Source organism: Acinetobacter genomosp. 15BJ (genome assembly GCF_000400715.1).
Lineage (GTDB): Bacteria > Pseudomonadota > Gammaproteobacteria > Pseudomonadales > Moraxellaceae > Acinetobacter.
On record NZ_KE007347.1, the window covers coordinates 1,636,648 to 1,657,911 of the forward strand.

A 21,264-nucleotide genomic window follows, 5' to 3' on the forward strand; every position below is an offset into this window, starting at 1 on the left:
ACTTAAGGTGAGATGGTCTGTGATTGAGTCGTTGACGATGTTGCTTGGCGTTCTACCTCTGCTTGATCTGCTTTTGCATCAGATGAAGCCTTAGCCTGAGGTGCTTCATTTTTATAAAGCAGATATTTTGCGCGCTTATCCTGATTTTGATCAGACGGTAATTGCAATGCACCTGACTGACCGCATGCAGTTAAAATAACGCTGCTCAGCAACACACTGATAGAACAAATGACTTTAAGCATCTGTGCACCTAACTTTTACAATTCGGAGCAGTATAGCGTGATCGTCAGATTGGCTAAAGTCTAAACTTGAATGAATCAAACAATAACCATAAAAAAACGCCGACTTTGGGGTCAGCGTTTTGTGTTAAATCGGCTAAAGAATTACTTTTTCTTATAGAAGAAATAACCAATTGCTAAAATAACAAACCAGATTGGGCTAACTTTGAGTGATTCCAACGTGGTTTCATCCAAGGCAAGGAAGTAAATCGTTGCAAGGAAGAAAATGATCACCACCCAACATGTAAACACACCACCAGGCAATTTAAATGTTGATTGCGCATGCAATTCAGGACGATTTCTACGGTAGTTAATATAACTCCACATAATAATCATCCATACACAGATGAATAAAATCGTTGATAGCGTTGTTGCTAAAGTAAATGCCGTCACTTCATCATTAGTACCCGTTTGTAATTTATAAACAAACTGAACAAATGCACCAATGAAGATACAGATAGAAGAGAAGATTAATGCTTTTGCAGGTACAGCAGATTTAGAAAGCTTCGCAAATAGTTTTGGTGCTTGCTGATCTCCTGACAAACCAAACAACATACGGCTGGTTGAGAATACGCCACTGTTCATTGATGACATCACTGACGACAACACCACCAAGTTCATGATAATCGCTGCAGAAGCAATACCCGCTTGTGAGAAGATGTTTACGAATGGACTAACTTTAGGATTGATTTGATCCCAAGGTGTTACACACATCACCACGAACAATGCCAATACGTAGAAAATAATGATACGGATTGGAATCGAGTTGATTGCTTTCGGTAAGTTACGTTTCGGATCTTGTGTTTCGGCAGCAGTTGTACCAACCAATTCCACCCCGACAAATGCGAAAATTGCAATTTGGAAACCCGCCAAGAAACCATCTAAACCTTTAGGGAACATACCACCGTGTGTCCAAAGGTTAGATACACTTGCAACCGTACCCGTAGTGCTGGTAAACCCAGTAAAGATCATCCATAGACCAACAGCAATCAGGACAATAATCGCTGTGATCTTCACCATCGCAAACCAGAATTCCATTTCACCGAATAATTTTACGGTGACTAAGTTCAAGCCAAGCACAAAAGCAATAGCGACAGTACTAATCAGCAAACCACCTAATGGTGTAAATGATTCGCCACCATTAAAGAATTCCAGATAGTAAATAATGGCTGATAAATCTGCGATACCAATGGTGACCCAACAGAGCCAATAAGTCCAACCAACAAAATAGCCAGCCCAAGGGCCGATTAAATCAGTCGATAAATCGATAAAAGATTTGTAGTTGAGGTTGGATAGTAGCAGTTCCCCTAATGCACGCATTACGAAGAACACCATCAAACCAATGGTCATATAAATAAACAGAATAGATGGTCCAGCTAAACTAATGGTTTTACCAGACCCCATGAACAACCCTGTTCCGATTGCACCGCCAATCGCAATCAACTGTAGATGTCGATTAGATAGACTACGGTGAAGTCCGCTTTGTTCAGCAGCCTCACTCAGATTTTGATTCGACATTTTACAAAAACTCTCCAGTGTTTTTAGTTCATTAACTAAAGTCCGCTCTCAATAACGATTCGTACTATTTTCGGTATCTTTTCTCGTTATCTATAGATTGGCTGACTTCAGCTAAGCAATTTTTTACCTGTATTTCTCAAAATACAATTGAATTCGATCATACGCACAAGGCAAAAACAATACAATGAACTTGTGAGGACATCACAAATACAGGAAATCGTTGAATCCATAAAAAAGAAGTCAGGAATATTCTTCCTAACTTCTTTATCCCGAAAATATTAATTTATAATTCAATCATTAGATGATTGTTGCTGTTTCTTCTTCAAACGCTCTTCCCAGAATGTTGCATTTCGAATACCGAGTTTAACTGGATCAAATATAAACTCTTTGACCCCCGCTTTTTGCTGCTCTTCATAATCTCGCAGTGCTTTAATGGTCGGTTTCCATACAAAATAAGTCACGATAATACCGATGATATTAATCCATGCCATCAGACCAACCCCAATATCACCAATCCCCCAAATATAACCTGTTGCGCTGAGTACGCCATAAGCCACGGAAATCATAATGAAACATTTAGTGATGAATAAAAGAGATGGTGTTTTGGTGATATAGCTCAGATAAGTGATGTTTGTTTCAGCAATATAGTAATAGGCCACAATCGTGGTAAAGGCGAAGAAGAATACAGCCAATGCGACAAAGATTTGACCAAAGCCACCAAATACGGTGCTCACTGCCATTTGTGTAAATGCAGGTGAACCAATTTCAGTGGTAGCCGCTACATTTTGCACGATAAACTGCCCAGCTTCTAAGGTACCTTGTACGTTATACATGCCTGTAATCAAAATCATAAAGGCTGTTGCAGAACACACAAATAACGTGTCGACATAAATTGAAAAGGCTTGCACAAAACCTTGCTGCGCTGGATGCTGAACTTCTGCGGCTGCAGCTGCATGCGGTCCAGTACCTTGCCCTGCCTCATTCGAGTAAACACCACGTTTTACTCCCCAACCAATTGCGGCGCCAATCCCTGCCATTGGAGAAAATGCATCTTCAAAGATGAGTTTGATCACGCCAGGCAATTCTTGGATATTCATCCCGACAATAATGACAGCCATCAAGATATAACCCAAGGCCATAAATGGAACAACGAACTCTGCGAAGCGAGCAATACGTTTAATTCCACCAAAAATAATGATTGCCAATAAAGAGACAATCACGATTAAGGCTAATAATTTATAAGTACCGACATTACCAAATACGATGGCACCCTGACCTGTAATTTGGGTAAACGCATTACCGACCGCATTGGCTTGAATGCCAGGTAGAAACAAACCACAGGAAACAATTGCAGCAATCGCAAAGAGAATCCCTAACCAACGCTGACCTAAGCCTCGGTCAAAATAAAATGCAGGCCCACCACGATATTCACCTTGATATTCGACCTTATAAATTTGACCGAGTGTGGACTCGACATACGCGGTACTCGCACCCAAAAATGCGACTAACCACATCCAAAACACAGCACCTGGACCACCGAACCCAATTGCTGCCGCCACCCCTGCAATATTACCGACCCCGACACGTCCAGATAAAGAGACTGACAGGGCTTGGAATGAGGAAATTCCTTGCGCGGAGGATGAACCATTAATTAACAGTTTTGCCATTTCCTTAATTTGGCGAACTTGCACAAACCGAGTTAAAATAGAAAAAAACAAACCAGCACCTAGGCATAAATAGATCAGCGCTGGACTCCAGATAATTCCATTTACCCAATTTACAATTTCTGCTGTACTCATAGACATTAACCTTTATTATATATTTTGAAAAAATAGCCACTGCTAAATTTTCATTCGTCTGAGCATGAGCAATATCTATGCCATTCGATCAAAACCTCATGACAATAAATAAGCGAACACACCAACACCATCCTTGGAAAAAGTGAACTGAACAAAAAAAGCGATTGCTAAAAACACACTGTCTATAACTTGTAAAAGTTGTATATCATGTTATTTTTCTGAGCACTTCCCTTTAACCAATCTGCGACGAAATCATGCCGTCTTCGTTTTGTAATTCCTTAAAGAACGATCAGCATTGTTAGAAATTTTCGTCCTGATTCTTTTTTATCTAATTTTAAGAAAGTTTTCAATTTTATCTTATGGCAAAAATTAAAACCGTTTACCGATGTGAACAATGTGGTGCAGACCATCCTAAATGGACAGGTCAATGTACTGAATGTGGCGAATGGAATAGTCTGCTCGAGGTTCGAATTGAGCCAGCAGTGACACATCGCGGCCAAGCTAAAATAGGCGGCTATGCGGGGCAAGCAGCCAGCATTACCACGCTCAATCAAGTCACAGTATCCAATGAAACTCGTGTTCCAACAGGCATTAGCGAATTCGATCGTGTACTCGGTGGTGGTCTAGTTATCGGTTCAGTGGTGTTGATCGGTGGTGATCCTGGGATTGGTAAATCAACCATACTGTTGCAAACCGCCACCCATATGGCCAGTAAAAAAAGCTCGGCGCTTTATGTGACGGGTGAAGAATCACTTTCACAGGTTGCCTTACGAGCTCAACGTTTAGATCTACCTACAGACTCACTTAAGGTGATGGCGGAAACCTGTGTTGAGCGCATTTGCGAAGTACTCGCACAAAAACGTCCCGCTGTTGCAATTTTGGACTCTATTCAAACCTTATATACCGAAACACTGCAATCGGCACCCGGCGGTGTCTCACAAATCCGTGAATCTGCTGCCCTACTGACTCGATTTGCAAAGAATAGCGGCACTGCTTTATTCCTTGTTGGTCATGTCACCAAAGAAGGCGCATTAGCGGGTCCTCGTGTTTTAGAACATATGGTCGATTGTGTGCTTTATTTTGAAGGGCAATCTGACTCTCGTTATCGCATGATACGTGCGGTAAAGAACCGTTTTGGTGCAGTCAATGAACTCGGTGTATTTGCGATGACCGATAAAGGTCTACGTGAAGTGGCCAATCCATCAGCTATTTTCTTAAGTCGTTATGATGAAGCCATTCCAGGTTCAATCGTGATGATTAGCCGTGAAGGTACTCGCCCACTACTCGTTGAAGTTCAAGCTCTCGTTGATGATGCTCACGGGCAACCCCGTCGTGTAGCACTTGGTTTAGAACAAAACCGTTTAAATATGCTGCTGGCAGTAATGCATCGGCATGGTGGCGTACAAACCTCAGGACAAGATGTCTATGTCAATGTGGTCGGTGGTTTGAAAATTACCGAGACGGGTTCTGACTTAGCTGTACTACTGGCATGTGCTTCAAGTTTAAGAGGCAAAGCCTTACCGCAGCAATTGGCTGTCTTTGGTGAAGTCGGGCTCTCTGGTGAAATTCGTCCTGTACCGAATGGACAAGAACGCTTAAAAGAAGCGGCAAAACATGGCTTTAAGTATGTGATTTTACCTCGAGGAAATGCACCTCAGAAATCAATTGATGGCGTACAAATCATTGCTGTGGCACGTTTACATGAAGCCCTGACTGAGGCCATGCAGTTGAGTGATGAATTAGGGTAATCAATTGACATAAAAAAACATACTTTTGTTATTGAAATTCCATCGAAATACCTTCATAAATACATTTACAAATTGGATTTAAATAGGAATTTTCGATGCAAGTACACCAGCGTGGCTTGATGGCAGCTCTTTTAATGGCAACTTTGGTTGCTGCACCGCTTGCGGAAGCAAAACGTGCAGGTGGCGGTAAAAGCCATGGCATGAGCAGATCTAGTTCATCTAGCCAATCTTACCAACCATCACGTCAAGCAACTCCAGCACCTCAACAACAAACTGCACCACAAAGATCTGGTCCAGGCGTTGGTACAATGGTTGCTGCGGGTGTCGCAGGTGCTGCAGTAGGTGCTGTTGCAGCAAATGCATTGGCAGATGATAAACAACAGAACCCAACTGCAACTGAGCAACAAGCAACTCAACAAGCGCAACAACAGGAAGAAAAAAAAGGTGGCATTCCTAGTTGGCTTTGGGTACTTCTTGCTGCTGCGATCGCCTTCTTTGTTTTCCGCAAATTAGGCGCAAAAAAAAAATTAGCAGCCAATAATCCATACGCACCAAACAATGGCGGTCAAAATAACTTTGGCCGTCAAACCCCACCTCAACCTGCTGCACGTCAAGCAACTGATAACACCAACATCTTTGGTCAATCTGTCGCTGGTGGCGCTGCTGCTCCACAAGCGCCATTTGGTGCTGCATCAATGAGTAGTGGTAACCAATTACCAGATGGTACTGAACCTGCTGCATTCTTACGTATTGCCCGTCAACGTTTTAACCACATTCAGTCGGTAAACAGTGCGAGCAATGTTGAAGAAATTCGTCGTTACTTGACACCTGAACTTTATAATTCAATGTACAGCGACATTATGGCGAACCAAGACCAAGACGTTGCGGAATTTAGCAACCTCAATGCAATGGTTGTTGAAAGCACCACTGAAAATGGTCAATACCTTGTTAGCGTACGCTTTACAGGTACAGTCAGTGAAGACTTAAACAGCTTGCCTCAACCATTTGCTGAAATCTGGCATTTTGTGAAGCCTGCTGGCTCACAGCAAGATTGGGTTGTTGCAGGTATTCAACAAGCTTAATTTACCCCTTTGATTCTAAAAGAGCTGTTTCGACAGCTCTTTTTTATTGCCCGTCATTTTATACCTATAAAAAAAGCCACTCTCTATATCGGAGAATGGCGGAGTGTAAATAGAACTATACTTTATGTTTATTATTATCGTGAAAACACAACCTAGCACGATCAGTCTATTGATACTAACGGATAAGCTCAAAGAAAAACCATTCCTCTTTTGGGGAATAAAGCTATTTTATTGAGACTATTTCAACAACTTTCAGCTCACCCCCTTTGTCGTGAATATCACACACCAATATGCCTTTAGGAACCACTATCAGCACGTTAAGGCTAGCTCAATACATTTGTTTTCCTACAACATAAAACAACAAGCCTACAGGTGAAATCAGCCACGATTCATCTCGGTATATAAACCGACTCACATAAAAAAAGGCTTTGCCGAAGCAAAGCCTTTAAATCTGATCTTTTAATTATTCAGGATCATGAAACAAACTGTAGGAACAACCAATATAGACCACCAGACAAGGTAATCGTTGCTGGTAAAGTAAATATCCATGCAGAAAGAATGGTTTTCACTGTTGCGAAGTTTAAACCTGACTTATTGGCAACCATGGTACCCGCAACCGCACTGTTTAACACGTGAGTTGTCGATACTGGCATACCCAAACCATCTGCCGCAGCAATGGTACTCATCGCTACAAGCTCAGCAGACATACCCTGACCATAAGTCATATGGTTCTTACCAATACGCTCACCGACAGTCACAACAATACGCTTCCAGCCCACCATGGTACCTAGACCAAGCGCTAGTGCAACTGCAACTTTAACCCAGTTTGGAATGTATTGAAGGAATGAATCCAAGCTACTACGGTATTCTTTTACAACTTTAGCTTGGTCTTTATCCATTTCTGGCAAAGCTTCAGCTTTATCTAAACGCTTAAAGGTTGTGGTACTTAAATACATGTCATTGCGGATTTCACTCACAGCAGCTTCAGGAATCGCCTTAAGATCGCCGTACCCAGCAACACGTGTACCCAAATGCTCTGTCATACTTGCTAACGCAGGTACAACCTCAGCCGTTTGTTCTTTGGTTTGGATATATTTAGTTAATACTTCACGCGCTTTCTCATCGGTCAGCTCGTTTTGATTAACGTTTAAAACCGTCGCCGTTTTAGAAGAAAGCTGTTCAAAAGACTGTAAATGCTGCGCATCCAAGTTTTTATTTAATGAATAAGCCAATGGAACCAAGCCAATTAGGATCAACATGATCAGGCCCATGCCTTTTTGACCATCGTTTGAACCGTGTGCAAAGCTCACACCTGTACAAGTAAAAATGAGAATTGCACGAATCACTGGTGGTGGTGGCTTATTGCCTTCTGGTGGCTGAAACAGCTCCATTTGGCGTTTAAATACTTTCTTCACCAACAAGAATAGGATTGCTGCAAATGCAAAACCAATCAATGGAGAGAATAATAATGCCTTACCAACTTTAATCACCTGATCCATATCAATACCACTACTGGTCGCACCAGCTGAAGCATTTAAGATATGGTTCATGATGCCCACACCCAAAATCGATCCGATTAAGGTATGTGAACTTGATGCAGGAATCCCCAAAAACCACGTTCCTAAATTCCATAGGATTGCCGCGATTAACAGTGCAAAAACCATCGCAAAGCCAGCACCACTGCCGACATTCATAATCATTTCTACAGGGAGTAATGCAATAATACCGTATGCAACCGCACCACTCGCCACCATAACCCCGAGGAAGTTACAGAAGCCAGCCCACATCACTGCTGCTGGGGCAGGTAATGCATTGGTATAAATAACCGTCGCTACAGCGTTTGCCGTATCGTGAAAACCATTTACAAATTCAAAGCCTAAAGCAATGAAAAGTGCCGTCGATAAAAGAATAACTGAATATAAACTTAAAGGCGGTACATGTGCCAAATCAGCACTGAGCTGAAAACCGATATAAATCAGTGTTGCAACAATAATTGTCAAAAACACCGGCATAAAGAATTTCGGTGTTGGTACATGTACATTCGTCGATTTTGCCTGAGAGCTGGCAAGCGGTGAATCCGAAACAGGAGGAAGATTAGAATTCATGTAGACGGTTAGAGGATAATAAAATCCCCTGTATTGTTTAATTAAATTATGACAATTATATGACAAAGGACTGTCACATAAAGCCAAAATTTCATGTTTTCATCACATTTTTTTGTATTTTCTTGCGATAAACCTATCCTAATATTTACTTTAATTAATAAAAAACAATGCATTATAAAACCAAAAACAGCGATAGAACTGTTTGTCTGATTTTGCAACAAACGCAACGAAATATGAAATCAAACTGTCATATTTCAAACTAGATGTTTTCTTTTTAAGCATTATTCAATTCAATTGTGACAACTTCATGAACATTTTATGACATTTTCTAAGTGACCCGATGAATCACTGTTCTGAGTTGTTGAAAATACGCGCTTTGACGTAGCTTCTGTTACAATGCCCCTGCTTTTTATCTTGATCATCGACTGGGGTTTCTGAATGTCCACGCTTACCACCCTACAATCACTTCTTGCCCAACGCATCCTGATTATTGATGGTGCAATGGGAACCATGATTCAACGCCATAAACTAGAAGAAGAAGATTATCGTGGTGAACGTTTTGCAGATTGGGCATCAGACCTTAAAGGCAATAACGACTTATTGGTTTTAACCCAACCTCAGATTATTCAAGGTATCCATGAAGCTTACTTGGATGCAGGCGCAGATATTATTGAAACCAACAGCTTTAACGGCACCCGTGTTTCGATGTCTGACTACCACATGGAAGACCTTGTTCCAGAGATCAACCGTGAAGCGGCACGCGTAGCCAAAGCAGCATGTGAAAAATACTCAACCCCAGACAAACCTCGTTTTGTTGCAGGCGTCCTTGGACCAACATCACGTACTTGTTCGATCTCACCAAATGTAAATGACCCTGCATTCCGTAATATTAGCTTTGATGAGCTCAAAGAAAACTATATTGAAGCTGCCCATGCCCTGATTGAAGGCGGTGCAGACATCCTCTTGATCGAAACTGTGTTCGATACTTTGAACTGTAAGGCTGCAATCTTTGCGGTGAAAGAAGTATTCAAGCAACTTGGTCATGAACTGCCATTGATGATCTCAGGCACGATTACCGATGCATCTGGCCGTACCTTAACAGGCCAAACCGCAGAAGCGTTCTGGAACTCAGTACGTCACGGTGATTTACTCTCAATCGGTTTTAACTGTGCCTTGGGTGCAGATGCCATGCGTCCACACGTTAAGACGATTTCTGATGTTGCTGATACCTTTGTTTCTGCCCATCCAAACGCAGGTTTACCGAATGCCTTCGGTGAATATGATGAAACGCCTGAACAAACTGCTGCTTTCATTAAAGAATTTGCCGAAAGTGGTTTAATCAATATCACGGGTGGTTGCTGTGGTACTACACCCGACCATATCCGTGCGATTTACAATGCAGTCAAAGACATTCAGCCACGCCTAGTGCCTGAAACCAAACCAGCCTGCCGTTTAAGTGGTTTAGAACCATTTAACATTGATGAAAATTCATTATTCGTGAACGTCGGCGAACGTACCAACGTCACAGGTTCAAAAAAATTCCTACGCCTCATCCGTGAAGAAAAGTTTGCCGAAGCTTTAGAAGTAGCTCAGCAACAAGTTGAAGCCGGTGCACAGATCATCGACATCAACATGGATGAAGGTATGCTCGATTCGCAAAATGCGATGGTGCATTTCCTCAATTTAGTTGCATCTGAGCCGGATATCTCTCGTGTGCCAATCATGATTGACTCATCGAAATGGGAAATCATTGAAGCAGGTTTGAAGTGTGTACAAGGTAAACCTGTTGTTAACTCAATTTCCTTAAAAGAAGGTTATGACGAGTTTGTCGAAAAAGCACGCCTATGCCGTCAATACGGTGCTGCAATTATTGTCATGGCCTTTGATGAAACAGGTCAGGCAGATACCGCTGCACGTAAGCGTGAAATCTGTAAACGTTCTTATGATGTTCTCGTCAATGAAGTGGGCTTCCCTGCCGAAGATATCATTTTTGACCCGAACGTATTTGCTGTGGCAACAGGGATCGAAGAACACAACAACTATGGCGTCGATTTTATTGAAGCTACAGGTTGGATTAAACAAAACTTGCCACATGCCATGATTTCAGGCGGTGTCTCTAACGTTTCGTTCTCCTTCCGTGGTAATGAGCCTGTGCGTGAAGCGATTCACTCAGTATTCCTTTACCATGCCATCAAACAAGGCATGACTATGGGGATCGTGAACGCTGGTCAAATGGCGATTTATGACGATATTCCCAAAGAACTAAAAGATGCGGTTGAAGATGTTGTTCTGAATCAGAACCAAGGTGAATCAGGTCAAAACGCGACAGAAAAACTGCTTGAAGTGGCAGAAAAATTCCGTGGTCATAGTGGTGCACAACGCGAAGCTGAAAATCTGGAATGGCGCAATGAGTCGGTTGAAAAACGTCTTGAATATGCCTTAGTTAAAGGTATCACCACTTATATTGATGAAGATACTGAAGAAGCCCGTTTAAAAGCCAAACGTCCTCTTGATGTGATTGAAGGCGCATTGATGGATGGTATGAATGTGGTCGGTGATTTATTCGGTTCGGGTAAAATGTTCCTGCCACAAGTAGTGAAATCTGCACGTGTAATGAAACAAGCTGTTGCATGGTTGAACCCGTACATCGAAGCTGAAAAAGGCAATGCACAATCCAAAGGCCGTGTTTTGATGGCTACGGTAAAAGGTGACGTGCATGATATTGGTAAAAATATCGTGGGCGTGGTCTTAGGCTGTAATGGTTATGACATCGTTGATCTTGGCGTGATGGTACCTGCGGAAAAAATCCTGCAAACTGCAATTGATGAGAAATGTGACATCATCGGTTTGTCTGGTTTGATCACTCCATCTTTAGATGAAATGGTTTTTGTTGCCAAAGAAATGCAACGTAAGGGCTTTGACATTCCATTATTGATTGGTGGTGCAACCACATCGAAAGCACATACTGCAGTGAAGATTGATCCACAGTATCAAAATGATGCGGTGATTTATGTAGCCGATGCCTCTCGTGCGGTCGGTGTAGCAACTACCCTGCTATCAAAAGAAATGCGCGGCAATTTTATTGCTGAACATCGTGCTGAATATGCCAAGATTCGTGAACGCCTAGCCAATAAGCAGCCAAAAGCAGCCAAACTTAGTTATGCCGAATCAATTGAAAATGGTTTTATGGTGGATGACAACTATGTGCCACCGATTCCAAATAGCTTAGGCACGCAAGTCATTAGCAATTATCCATTAGCGACCTTGGTTGAATACTTTGACTGGACGCCATTCTTTATCTCTTGGAGCTTGGCAGGTAAATTCCCGAAAATCCTGACAGATGAAGTTGTGGGTGAAGCAGCCACTGATTTGTATAACCAAGCGCAAGCGATGCTGAAAGACATTATTGAGAATAATCGTTTTGATGCACGTGCTGTATTTGGTTTATACCCTGCACAACGTACAGGCGCAGATACAGTGAGCGTGTTTGATGAAGCGGGTCAAAAGGTTACGCATACCTTTGAGCATATTCGTCAGCAATCTGACAAGGTGACAGGCAAACCAAACTTATCTTTAGCAGACTTTATTAGCACTTCTAAAGACAATACCGATTATCTTGGTGGTTTCACTGTATCGATCTTTGGTGCAGAAGAATTGGCAAATGAATATAAAGCCAAAGGCGATGATTATTCAGCGATCTTGGTTCAGTCGTTGGCCGATCGTTTTGCAGAAGCATTTGCTGAGCACTTGCATGAGCGTATCCGTAAAGAGTTCTGGGGCTATAAAGCTGATGAGACTTTGGGCAATGAGGAGTTGATCAAAGAGAAGTATGTCGGTATTCGTCCTGCACCAGGTTATCCTGCTTGCCCAGAGCATTCTGAAAAAGCAGTGTTATTTGACTGGTTAGGTTCGGAAGCGAAGATCGGTACCAAGTTGACTGAACACTTTGCGATGATGCCGCCTTCTTCTGTCAGTGGGTTCTATTATTCGCATCCTGAAAGTGAATACTTTAACGTAGGTAAAATTTCTCAAGATCAGCTTGAGGATTATGCAAAGCGTAAAGGTTGGACACTGGATGAAGCAAAGCGTTGGTTAGCACCGAATTTAGATGATTCGATTGGTTAACTTAATATTTTAATCTCCCCTAACCCCTCTTTAAAAAAAAGGGGGATTTCATGTAATTAAATGAATTACATGACAGCTCCTCCCTTTTTCAAAGGGAGGTTGGGAGGGATTAAATTGATATTTAAATAAAAATATATAATTTATAAAATAAATATTTTCTGAGTGTGATACTCATGACTCTCAGCTTAATATTCTAATAAATGGAAAATCTATCTAGCGCCCTTTGGACTTAAATAAAATCAGAATAAGCGCTCAACGATTATTAACTTTATCCAATATGCAATTAAACCATAAAAATATTATTAACAATGATTTAATAAAACACATGAAAACTAAAAAAGCTATTAAACCTACAATATACGAAGGAAATTCTTAATCCTCCCCAACCCTCCTTTAAAAAGGAGGGAGCAGCACGAATCCACGACATAGATTTAATTCGCAGTAAAGCTCCCCCTCTTATAAAGCGGGATTTAAATGGATTCTAATCTTTGCCGAACCACATAATAAATCTGCTCTACTACAACATCAAGCTCAGTCAAAATCTGATGATTAGTAAATCTTAAAGTGACCAATCCTAATTCACTCAAAGTATGATCTCGATTTTGATCAGCCTCTAACCCCAATTTGGTGTAATGCTGCCCACCATCACATTCAATTACTAAACTTGCTGCGGGACAATAGAAATCTACAATAAAATTTAGAATCGGCTTTTGTCGATAAAACTGTAATCCTAAAATTTGTTTACGTCTAATTCGTTGCCATAGCAGTTGCTCAGCATCAGTCATATTTTTCCGTAAATCACGAGATGACTGCTTCAGTTTCTTATTATAAGGTCTCATCTAATCAATTCTGCTCAAGAATAAGAATCAAAAGATAGCTTAATCTTTATCTCGAATAGCATATGTACTCGGTCTCAAAATTTAGCAATCATCAAAGAACAATTTATATTTTAAAAGTTTTCCATTTTTAAAGACAAACTCTATTGAATCATTTCCACCTTCTGCAAGCCCACTATAAACAACATTCTTATTTTCAGCGTCCATCCACAATTCATATTTTTTAAATTGTTGCATAAAAGTCTTTTGATCTATCCCACCAAGAATTTTTTGTCCATGAAACACTAGTGCATTGTTCTGACTTAAATAAACCTCTTTAATGACACCCGTGTCTAAAAGTTTAAAACTGCCATAATCATATTCATCAGGAAAATAACCACCATTACACTCATCTGGTTTTCCTTTAATGATGCTTTTCGGCTTAGCGAATGAGCGTATTGGTACTTCCCAATTATTGTACGTTTTACCCTGAATAACAGGCTGCACAAATGGAGCCGCAAACAGTGTCTGGGAAGACATACACATCAATATAAAACCCAATATTTTATTTTTCATTCTAGATATTCTTCAAAACTACTCGGCTCATTATAAATACAATTTAAATTAAATTCTCCACCATAAAAGACAATCCATCCGACTCTATTGAGCACAATACATAAACGCTATTTAGAACCTATATCATTTCAATATAGGCTCTCTACTCCTACAGCTCTTTATGCTTCTCAATCAAATCCTCAAGATTCTGATAAACATGCAACACCCGATCTTTATGCGTTCGCGCATGATCTAAACGCTGCTCAGGATCAACCAAAAGCAAGCTATGGCCATCATCAATCAAACGATCAATTCCCTCAAGAAACATCCGTTTTCCTACATCATGAATCAATGAAATCTGAGTTAAATCAATCACAATAGAACTTTTATTGACAGGCTCACATTGCAAGGTCCGTAACAACATTTCAGCTTCAGTAAATTTCAACACCCCGCGAAGCACATACACACTCAAAGAAGCATCTTTTCCAGTTCGATAATGGCTCTGTACAATGGTTTGTGCGGAAGGTGTACCTTCCATCAAATGCAATCCCATATCACGGGAAAGTCGTTCCAAGATATCAATACCACGTACGCTATTGCCGTGTTCATCAAGCCGAGGAGAAAAAGCCGCGATGCTGACCTGACCCGGTAATACACCCAAGATTCCACCTGCGACACCACTTTTAGCCGGAATGCCCACTGTTGTGAGCCAATCCCCCGCGGCATCATACATACCACAGCTCATCATCACACTCAGGACTTGGCGTACCACAGCACGATTCAATAAGCGTTTTCCAGTTTTAGGATCAACCCCACCATTGGCAAAAACACTACCCATCCTCACTAAATCTTTAACCGTCACCAAGATCGCGCATTGGCGAATATAACCATTCACAATATCGACAGGATCAGTTTCCAAAATCCCAACCGTACGCAACATATAACCAATCGAGAGATTGCGATAAGCGGTTTTTACTTCTGACTCATAAACAGCATCATCAAATTTCAGTTCACGTCCAGCCAGCTCGCTCATAAATCGACGTAAAATTTCTGCACCAGATAAGTCATCTTTGACAGGAATCAGTGAATGCGTGGTGATTGCTCCCGAATTAATCATCGGATTTTTAGGACGGCGATCTTTACCCAATGAAATTTCATTAAAAGCTTCACCCGAAGGTTCAACCCCAACTTTCTCTAATACTGCGTCAATGCCAAGCTGTTGCAGCACATAAGCATAAGTAAACGGTTTAGACATCGATTGAATGGTGAATTCAATCTCATCATCCCCAACGGAATAGATTTCACCATCGACAGTAGACAATGCCAGTGCTAATCGATCGGGATTGGCATTAGCTAACTCAGGAATATAATCTGCGAGATGCCCACTGTTATCAATATCGCAGGCATTAATCACATGTGCCAAATAATCAGGAAGTGGAGTTTTCATGGTCATCTAGCCTTTAAATGTTTCAAGTTTTAATTTAGATAAGCGCTTATAGTACAGAGGACTGATCATATTAAAATTATAGCTTTTGTAATGATTTTATGAGCTTACATACACAACTAACTCAAACGCTCTACAAATAAAATGCCATCCAAATGGTCCACCTCATGCTGAACAATTCGTGCAGGGAACCCCTCAAAAGCGGTTTCAATCACTTCACCCTGTAAAGTGTAGTAACGTACTTTGATTGCTTGTGCCCGTTCGACCTGCCCACGCTCGTCTGGCACACTTAAACAGCCTTCTTCACCTAAACAAGACTCTTGAGAAAATGCCAAAATTTCAGGATTGACCATCACGACCGCATCCATTTCAGGTGCATCGGGATAACGTGGATTCGGACGAGATGCCACAATAATTAATCGCTTTGAAATATAAACTTGTGGTGCTGCAATCCCTACCCCATTACGCTCCAGCATAGTCGCATGCATGGCGGATGCCAATTGCAATAACCACTCACTATTAAATTCCCCGTTTGCGACAGCTGCCGCTTTAATTTTTAAAACTTCTTCACCACGTTGTGCTACAGGTAGAATTACACTCATCCCACGCCCTTATCGTTATTTTGACCAAATAGTGAATATTATCGTATTGGATATTTTATCGCGTTACCATAATTTTCATTTAAGAATCTTGTCATAATATATTCGCGAAAAAAATAATGAATGGCAAAGCACATGAATGCAACCCAACTGTTTCTAGGTGTCATCTTTAGCTCGATTGGCTTAGGCTATTTTATGTATGGCAAAAAGCAGAAAATGACCGTGCCTTTGGTCTGTGGTTTAGTCTTGATGCTCTTTACCTACTTTATTGATAGCACGGCGATGATCAGTATCATTGGCGTTGTTCTTTCCATCCTCCCCTATTTTCTACGCTTCTAAATAAAAAAACTCCCCAAAAGGAGAGCTTTCTTTTCTGCAAAAATTAAAGGTGTTTCTTTAATTCATCGGCTACGATCTCGATTTCAAGCGTGCTGAATTTACGAATTTCACCTTCTGCATGTTTCTCTAACATCCCACCAATCAATGGCACTTTAACTTTCACTGTCCACGTTAAAGAGATATTCACTTTTTCACTGTCGCCAGTGACACTGCGCTCACCCTTCGCTTCCAAAGGTAGATTTGCACCCAATTCAACTGTGGAGGTTAAGTTTTTTAAATGGGTAATATCAGCACGTTTTAAACGGAATGCATTTTTTAATAATTTTTTCGCCACCTCTGGAATATTGACATCCAGATTATATTCACGGCGTAGCGTATAAATATCACCCTGAATATTCGATTCAATAATTTCCAAATTTTCGCCCGGAATACGTTTACACACTGCTTCATGCAATGAAGTATCCGCCACCAATCTTGAAAAGTCCTCAATTGAAACACCATGAATTGTTTCATTAACCGTAAATTGATGTGCCATTTTTAAATGTCCATTTCGTTTTATTAGGATTTCATCATTGCGCAAAAGTATAGCATTCTCATTTACATCTCTAAATCTGATCAGACAAAAATGGATGACTGCTCGGATTAGTTATTTCTATTGTAATGATGCCGTATGCCTAATTTAACTGTGACACGCTCCATACGGCTGATATATAGATAATGATCTCCATATTCAATCACTGCATAAAACTGCTCTGCACCATCATCCAAACCTGTGGCTGACCATGTGGTGCCTTGCGGGAATTCATCTAACCATGCCGCTTTATAAAAGTCTGAAACCGAATCAAAATCCAGATAAAGCGCTGGATCAGCCATAATTTTAGCTGCCATCTGGTCAAATTTTTGTTGTTTAAATGCCTCTAAATTGAGTAACACAAAGCTTCCTTCTGATTTAAATCGTGCTTGAATTGCATGGTTAACTCTCAGCTTAATCTTCAACTGACTTACAAAAATACAGTGATTTTCTTATGCCTCTATTTTGCTGCGGAATATGCTGTTTTTCTACATTATTTTCAGTTTTATCATATATTTTTAGGCAGTGCTGATTTGCTAGCGCAGGCTCAATATGTTATCACCTTGTTATGTTTTCTATTTTTTACAACGATAAACTATAAGGAGTAAATATGTCTTATCAAAATATTTTAGTTCCTGTTGATGACTCTCCAATTTCCTATGCCGCAGTCGAACATGCGCTTTCTTTAGCAAAACTCTCTGGGGCACAAGTCACCATTCTGAGTGTGGTTGCGGTTGACCCATTTGTCGGTGTGGATTTTTATCAAGTTGCCCCTGCGGTGACCGATTATTTTATGCAAGCCGAAGCACAAGCCAAAACACAACTACAAGACATTTCCCAATCCTTTGTCCGTGATGGCATTCAGGTGAATACCAAAATTCATCATGGTTCAGCCAGTGAAGGGATTATCTTTGTCGCCGATGAAGTTGGTGCAGATCTGATTATTATGGGTTCACATGGCCGCACAGGCGTAAAACGTTTATTGCTGGGCAGTGTGGCGCGTGCCGTTTTAACAGAATCACATATTCCAGTGCTGATTGTGAAGCAATAACACTTTGCTTTAATTGAAAAAACCTTGTGTCTCGATACAAGGTTTTTTTATTGTCTCAAAGTTAGGGGTATGACCGCTTCGCCCCCCATATTGATTATTTACAACCCTGTTCTACGATTTAAAAAGATGCTTCACTAGCAGTTGGACATTTATTTTCAAGTCAAAATAGTGAGTTGAATCAGCTTACTATCGCCAGAAAAAATGACCGTCAATAAAAAGAGCACGTTTAAGAATAAAACACGGTTTTACAAGGATGATCAATATGAAACTCAATCCAATGGGGATTGGCCTGTGTGGGATATGTATCAGTACATTAAATCACGCAGCAGCACTGGACCAATCAGGACAATCTATTCTTCCTTTTCTGGAAAATGGTAACTATGTTGAAGTCAATGCTACAGCCGTTGATGCTGATATTTCGGGGAAAATCCGTAATCGTCCAGAACTGGTCAATGATCCGCAAAATCTTAACTCAGGCAATATGGGCAATAGCTTTCAATATTATAGTGCCGCACTCAAGCTCCAACTGACTGATCGAATCAGCTTTGGTCTGCTCTATGACCAGCCTTTTGGTGCTGATATTAGCTATCCGATGCAATCGAATAACACCTTCTCGGACAATGAATTTACCCAGCAAGGTACATCAGTCAATGTCGATACCGAAAGTATTAGCATGATTTTAGGTGTCAGTCCTTTTAGCAATTTTCAACTCTATGGCGGTGCTGTCTATCAATCGGTCAAAGGTGATGTTGCGCTACGTGGTAATTCATACAGTGAAGCCTTTAATGGCTATGATGCCAAATTTAAACAGGATCATGCAGTCGGTTGGCTGGCAGGTCTAAGTTATCAAATTCCTGATATTGCCCTAAAAGCTGCAGTGACCTATCGCTCCAAGATCGACCACGACATGCAAGTGACTGAGACCATGTTCGGTCAGCCTTTGGAAGTCACTACAGCAAGTAAAACCAAAATTTCGACACCACAATCGGTGAATATTGATTTTCAAACAGGTGTCTATAAAGACACACTGCTCTATACCAATCTACGTTGGGTCAACTGGAAAGATTTTCATATTCGACCGACTCAATTTGGCGCAGTGACGGAGTATCTCACTGGCGTAATCAGTGATGGTGCATATACAGGTGGTTTTGATTTAGACAGCTACCAAAAAGATCAGTGGACGGTCAATGTCGGGCTTGGACATCAATTTACTGAGAAATGGAGTGCATCGACTGAAGTCAGTTGGGACTCTGGTACAGGCGACCCTGCATCCACATTGAATCCAACCAAAGGATCTTGGGGTATTGGTCTAGGGACTCAGTTTAATCCTGCCCCAAACTACTTTATTGCCGCTGGAGTTAAGTACTTCTGGTTAGGTGATGCGGTTGCTGAAGATGGCACCTATTACATTCCTATGCCAGGCATTAAACCCATTGCTGAACAGGCCGATTTTAAAGATAACAGTGCAATCGCCTATGGTTTGAAAATAGGCTACCACTTTTAATCACTATATCTCATCAAGCCAAATAGGAACATGTTCAACCCTAAGCCCTGTTCCTACTTGGCTATTTTATGGCATTCAATCGACGGATTAGATTAGAATCTCAAAGCATTATTTTAATAATGAATGCCATCTCTAGGAAAACCCAATGAAAAAAATGCCTCTTGTCTTTTCTATACTTATCTTTAGCTTAGTTTTTCCTTTTACCACTTTTGCCAATTCGCCTGATCACAAGGAAAGCATGGATATTTTTATGGGTACCTTAACTATTCAAGATAACAAAGCCATTTTAAAGCGATGTGATATTGCGCAGAATGAATATGTATTGAAAGATGCGGACTGGTCTAAGCAAAAGGCGGTATCAAGTTTTCTATCCAAAGCCACAAAACTAAAACAGCCAATTTATGCAGAAGTGATTGCGGCTTATAAAAGCGAAAAAGATATCAATATTCTATTGGTCGATTCCATCGAAAATCTGACTGAAGCGAAAAGCTGCCATTTAAGCGATTTATTTTAAAGCTCAAAATACACGGCAGACTTTTAGATCAAATATTGGTAATCGTAATACCGTTATTCACTAAACGTTTGCCATGCCTCAAAAGCGTGTTTGCGATACAGCTTCAACTCAGAAAACTGAGGGATAATTGCTTCACTCTGCGTCGGTCTTAAAAACACAAAGTCATCGACTTGAATACCACAATCCTTCGGTACATTGACCAACTCCTGATTACTGCTACGCCCGTACAATGCATGAGTATGTGCTTGATCAGGATAGACATAATCAGCCAGCCAATAGCCACCATAAATAAACAATGCCTTACATTTATGTGGCAATTTATCCAATAAAGACATAGAAGGAAGCTGAGTAAACGGCAATATCTTTAATACAGGCGCAGCAATCCAGAATGCAGGTTGCAATGCCCTTAAAAAATCACTGTCAAAATCACTAGGCTTTAACAACATTGAACCGAATGACAAGTCATTGCAGACACTTTCAGTCGTATGAAAGCTAAAGGTTGGACTGCCACCGCCATTAAAACAAAGCTCATCCCTCCACAGTGTTGGGAACTGCTCTTTAATTAGCTTTTGGTAATCGGCATAGGTCTGTTGCGAACTTTGATAAGCCAGTTCTGGTTTTTTAATGATGGCTGGAATTTTGGTCACATGCGCATCATAGCCCATCAAACCAGAAAGCTTTAAATACTGCGGGTACTGTTGAATTAGCTTTAAAATTTCGGTCAGTTGCAGAGTCGACTGTACTCCACCACGATGTAAACCAACATCAATTTCAATATTCACATCTAAGCAAAGAGAATAGAGCTGAGCAATCTCAAGATATTGTTGTAAGCGTTGCTTGGTATCAATCAGCCACTGAATTTTGGCATTTGACCATTCTGTATACTGTTCAAAAAAATGACGTACTGCTTGAGCAGGCATTGGTTTTCCCAACAAAATATCCGCTTCGGCAAAATTTTCTAAGATCGAAACAATATGCGGTTGATGAAATACCATAAAGCGTTGCGTATTGATCTGTTCAGATAATAGCTTAAGTAGGTCTAGGCTTGCTAATGACTTGACCACCAAGCGTGCTTTTAAATGTTTGGCATGAGCAAGACGAATCTGAACATGCTGGATATTTTGTTTTAACGCTGCCTCATCGATGATCAGTTGCGGAGTCGCAATCCCTTGTTTTTTTAGGTCGAGATTGAGTTGTTTAAAATAATGATCCAACAT

At 40.8% G+C, this 21,264-nt stretch carries 18 protein-coding genes; 7 read left to right on the forward strand and 11 right to left on the reverse strand.

The window, feature by feature from the left end:
• Positions 1 to 2: 2 nt before the first annotated feature.
• The 3 genes from lptM to F896_RS06510 all read right to left on the reverse strand — a co-directional run bounded on the left by lptM (position 3) and on the right by F896_RS06510 (position 3,595).
• Positions 3 to 242, reverse strand: a complete 240-nt coding sequence (lptM, locus tag F896_RS06520) for an LPS translocon maturation chaperone LptM (RefSeq protein WP_004654681.1) — start codon at positions 240 to 242, stop codon at positions 3 to 5.
• A gap of 141 nt (positions 243 to 383) precedes the next feature.
• Complete coding sequence (locus tag F896_RS06515) at positions 384 to 1,796, reverse strand: amino acid permease (RefSeq protein WP_016164300.1); 1,413 nt, start codon at positions 1,794 to 1,796, stop codon at positions 384 to 386.
• 290 nt (positions 1,797 to 2,086) lie between these two features.
• Positions 2,087 to 3,595 carry an alanine/glycine:cation symporter family protein gene (locus F896_RS06510; protein WP_016164301.1) on the reverse strand — a complete coding sequence of 503 codons (1,509 nt, stop codon included), beginning with the start codon at positions 3,593 to 3,595 and terminating at the stop codon, positions 2,087 to 2,089.
• 359 nt (positions 3,596 to 3,954) lie between these two features.
• Here F896_RS06510 and radA point away from each other — a divergent pair, with 359 nt between their 5' ends.
• Together radA and F896_RS06500 are read left to right on the forward strand one after the other, a co-directional pair.
• Entirely contained in the window at positions 3,955 to 5,343 is a 1,389-nt protein-coding gene (gene radA / locus F896_RS06505; RefSeq protein WP_016164302.1) for a DNA repair protein RadA, read from the forward strand.
• A gap of 95 nt (positions 5,344 to 5,438) precedes the next feature.
• Complete coding sequence (locus tag F896_RS06500; RefSeq protein WP_016164303.1) at positions 5,439 to 6,425, forward strand: Tim44 domain-containing protein; 987 nt, start codon at positions 5,439 to 5,441, stop codon at positions 6,423 to 6,425.
• 473 nt (positions 6,426 to 6,898) lie between these two features.
• Here F896_RS06500 and F896_RS06495 read toward each other — a convergent pair whose 3' ends face one another.
• Entirely contained in the window at positions 6,899 to 8,530 is a 1,632-nt protein-coding gene (locus F896_RS06495; RefSeq protein ID WP_016164304.1) for an inorganic phosphate transporter, read from the reverse strand.
• Positions 8,531 to 8,968: 438 nt separating this feature from the next.
• Between F896_RS06495 and metH the strand changes: the two genes are divergently transcribed.
• Positions 8,969 to 12,655, forward strand: a complete 3,687-nt coding sequence (metH, locus tag F896_RS06490) for a methionine synthase (RefSeq protein WP_016164305.1) — start codon at positions 8,969 to 8,971, stop codon at positions 12,653 to 12,655.
• Between the two features lie 470 nt (positions 12,656 to 13,125).
• Here the strand turns inward: metH and F896_RS06485 are convergent, their stop codons facing one another.
• The 4 genes from F896_RS06485 to def all read right to left on the reverse strand — a co-directional run bounded on the left by F896_RS06485 (position 13,126) and on the right by def (position 16,071).
• A complete protein-coding gene (locus F896_RS06485; protein WP_032882281.1) occupies positions 13,126 to 13,494 on the reverse strand; it encodes an endonuclease domain-containing protein in 369 nt (122 codons plus the stop codon).
• 81 nt (positions 13,495 to 13,575) lie between these two features.
• Positions 13,576 to 14,046, reverse strand: a complete 471-nt coding sequence (locus tag F896_RS06480; protein ID WP_032882282.1) for a hypothetical protein — start codon at positions 14,044 to 14,046, stop codon at positions 13,576 to 13,578.
• 148 nt (positions 14,047 to 14,194) lie between these two features.
• On the reverse strand, positions 14,195 to 15,472 hold the full coding sequence (locus F896_RS06475) for a glutaminase (RefSeq protein WP_016164308.1): 1,278 nt from the start codon (positions 15,470 to 15,472) through the stop codon (positions 14,195 to 14,197).
• Positions 15,473 to 15,588: 116 nt separating this feature from the next.
• Complete coding sequence (gene def / locus F896_RS06470; protein ID WP_004805557.1) at positions 15,589 to 16,071, reverse strand: peptide deformylase; 483 nt, start codon at positions 16,069 to 16,071, stop codon at positions 15,589 to 15,591.
• A gap of 132 nt (positions 16,072 to 16,203) precedes the next feature.
• Here def and F896_RS06465 point away from each other — a divergent pair, with 132 nt between their 5' ends.
• The gene (locus F896_RS06465) at positions 16,204 to 16,407 is read left to right on the forward strand and encodes a hypothetical protein (protein ID WP_032812489.1); all 204 of its coding nucleotides are present in this window, start codon (positions 16,204 to 16,206) and stop codon (positions 16,405 to 16,407) included.
• Positions 16,408 to 16,450: 43 nt separating this feature from the next.
• Here the strand turns inward: F896_RS06465 and F896_RS06460 are convergent, their stop codons facing one another.
• Positions 16,451 to 16,942 carry a DUF2505 family protein gene (locus F896_RS06460; RefSeq protein ID WP_004654699.1) on the reverse strand — a complete coding sequence of 164 codons (492 nt, stop codon included), beginning with the start codon at positions 16,940 to 16,942 and terminating at the stop codon, positions 16,451 to 16,453.
• A gap of 107 nt (positions 16,943 to 17,049) precedes the next feature.
• On the reverse strand, positions 17,050 to 17,340 hold the full coding sequence (locus tag F896_RS06455; protein ID WP_016164309.1) for a hypothetical protein: 291 nt from the start codon (positions 17,338 to 17,340) through the stop codon (positions 17,050 to 17,052).
• A 248-nt stretch (positions 17,341 to 17,588) separates the two neighbouring features.
• Here F896_RS06455 and F896_RS06450 point away from each other — a divergent pair, with 248 nt between their 5' ends.
• From F896_RS06450 to F896_RS06440, 3 genes are all read left to right on the forward strand, one after another.
• Positions 17,589 to 18,029 carry a universal stress protein gene (locus tag F896_RS06450; RefSeq protein ID WP_004654701.1) on the forward strand — a complete coding sequence of 147 codons (441 nt, stop codon included), beginning with the start codon at positions 17,589 to 17,591 and terminating at the stop codon, positions 18,027 to 18,029.
• A gap of 262 nt (positions 18,030 to 18,291) precedes the next feature.
• Entirely contained in the window at positions 18,292 to 19,533 is a 1,242-nt protein-coding gene (locus tag F896_RS06445; protein ID WP_016164310.1) for an OmpP1/FadL family transporter, read from the forward strand.
• A gap of 145 nt (positions 19,534 to 19,678) precedes the next feature.
• Positions 19,679 to 20,047 (forward strand): hypothetical protein, encoded by a 369-nt coding sequence (locus F896_RS06440; protein ID WP_016164311.1) that lies wholly within the window; start codon positions 19,679 to 19,681, stop codon positions 20,045 to 20,047.
• Between the two features lie 53 nt (positions 20,048 to 20,100).
• On the opposite strand, the gene F896_RS06435 is transcribed toward F896_RS06440, so the two are convergent.
• Complete coding sequence (locus F896_RS06435) at positions 20,101 to 21,264, reverse strand: alanine racemase (protein ID WP_016164312.1); 1,164 nt, start codon at positions 21,262 to 21,264, stop codon at positions 20,101 to 20,103.

Bases quoted from the DNA above. Each gene is read 5' to 3' on its own strand.
- lptM (WP_004654681.1), bottom strand. From the start codon at position 242: ATGCTTAAAGTCATTTGTTCTATCAGTGTGTTGCTGAGCAGCGTTATT.
- F896_RS06515 (WP_016164300.1), bottom strand. From the start codon at position 1,796: ATGTCGAATCAAAATCTGAGTGAGGCTGCTGAACAAAGCGGACTTCAC.
- F896_RS06510 (WP_016164301.1), bottom strand. From the start codon at position 3,595: ATGAGTACAGCAGAAATTGTAAATTGGGTAAATGGAATTATCTGGAGT.
- radA (WP_016164302.1), top strand. From the start codon at position 3,955: ATGGCAAAAATTAAAACCGTTTACCGATGTGAACAATGTGGTGCAGAC.
- F896_RS06500 (WP_016164303.1), top strand. From the start codon at position 5,439: ATGCAAGTACACCAGCGTGGCTTGATGGCAGCTCTTTTAATGGCAACT.
- F896_RS06495 (WP_016164304.1), bottom strand. From the start codon at position 8,530: ATGAATTCTAATCTTCCTCCTGTTTCGGATTCACCGCTTGCCAGCTCT.
- metH (WP_016164305.1), top strand. From the start codon at position 8,969: ATGTCCACGCTTACCACCCTACAATCACTTCTTGCCCAACGCATCCTG.
- F896_RS06485 (WP_032882281.1), bottom strand. From the start codon at position 13,494: ATGAGACCTTATAATAAGAAACTGAAGCAGTCATCTCGTGATTTACGG.
- F896_RS06480 (WP_032882282.1), bottom strand. From the start codon at position 14,046: ATGAAAAATAAAATATTGGGTTTTATATTGATGTGTATGTCTTCCCAG.
- F896_RS06475 (WP_016164308.1), bottom strand. From the start codon at position 15,472: ATGAAAACTCCACTTCCTGATTATTTGGCACATGTGATTAATGCCTGC.
- def (WP_004805557.1), bottom strand. From the start codon at position 16,071: ATGAGTGTAATTCTACCTGTAGCACAACGTGGTGAAGAAGTTTTAAAA.
- F896_RS06465 (WP_032812489.1), top strand. From the start codon at position 16,204: ATGAATGCAACCCAACTGTTTCTAGGTGTCATCTTTAGCTCGATTGGC.
- F896_RS06460 (WP_004654699.1), bottom strand. From the start codon at position 16,942: ATGGCACATCAATTTACGGTTAATGAAACAATTCATGGTGTTTCAATT.
- F896_RS06450 (WP_004654701.1), top strand. From the start codon at position 17,589: ATGTCTTATCAAAATATTTTAGTTCCTGTTGATGACTCTCCAATTTCC.
- F896_RS06445 (WP_016164310.1), top strand. From the start codon at position 18,292: ATGAAACTCAATCCAATGGGGATTGGCCTGTGTGGGATATGTATCAGT.
- F896_RS06440 (WP_016164311.1), top strand. From the start codon at position 19,679: ATGAAAAAAATGCCTCTTGTCTTTTCTATACTTATCTTTAGCTTAGTT.
- F896_RS06435 (WP_016164312.1), bottom strand. From the start codon at position 21,264: ATGTTGGATCATTATTTTAAACAACTCAATCTCGACCTAAAAAAACAA.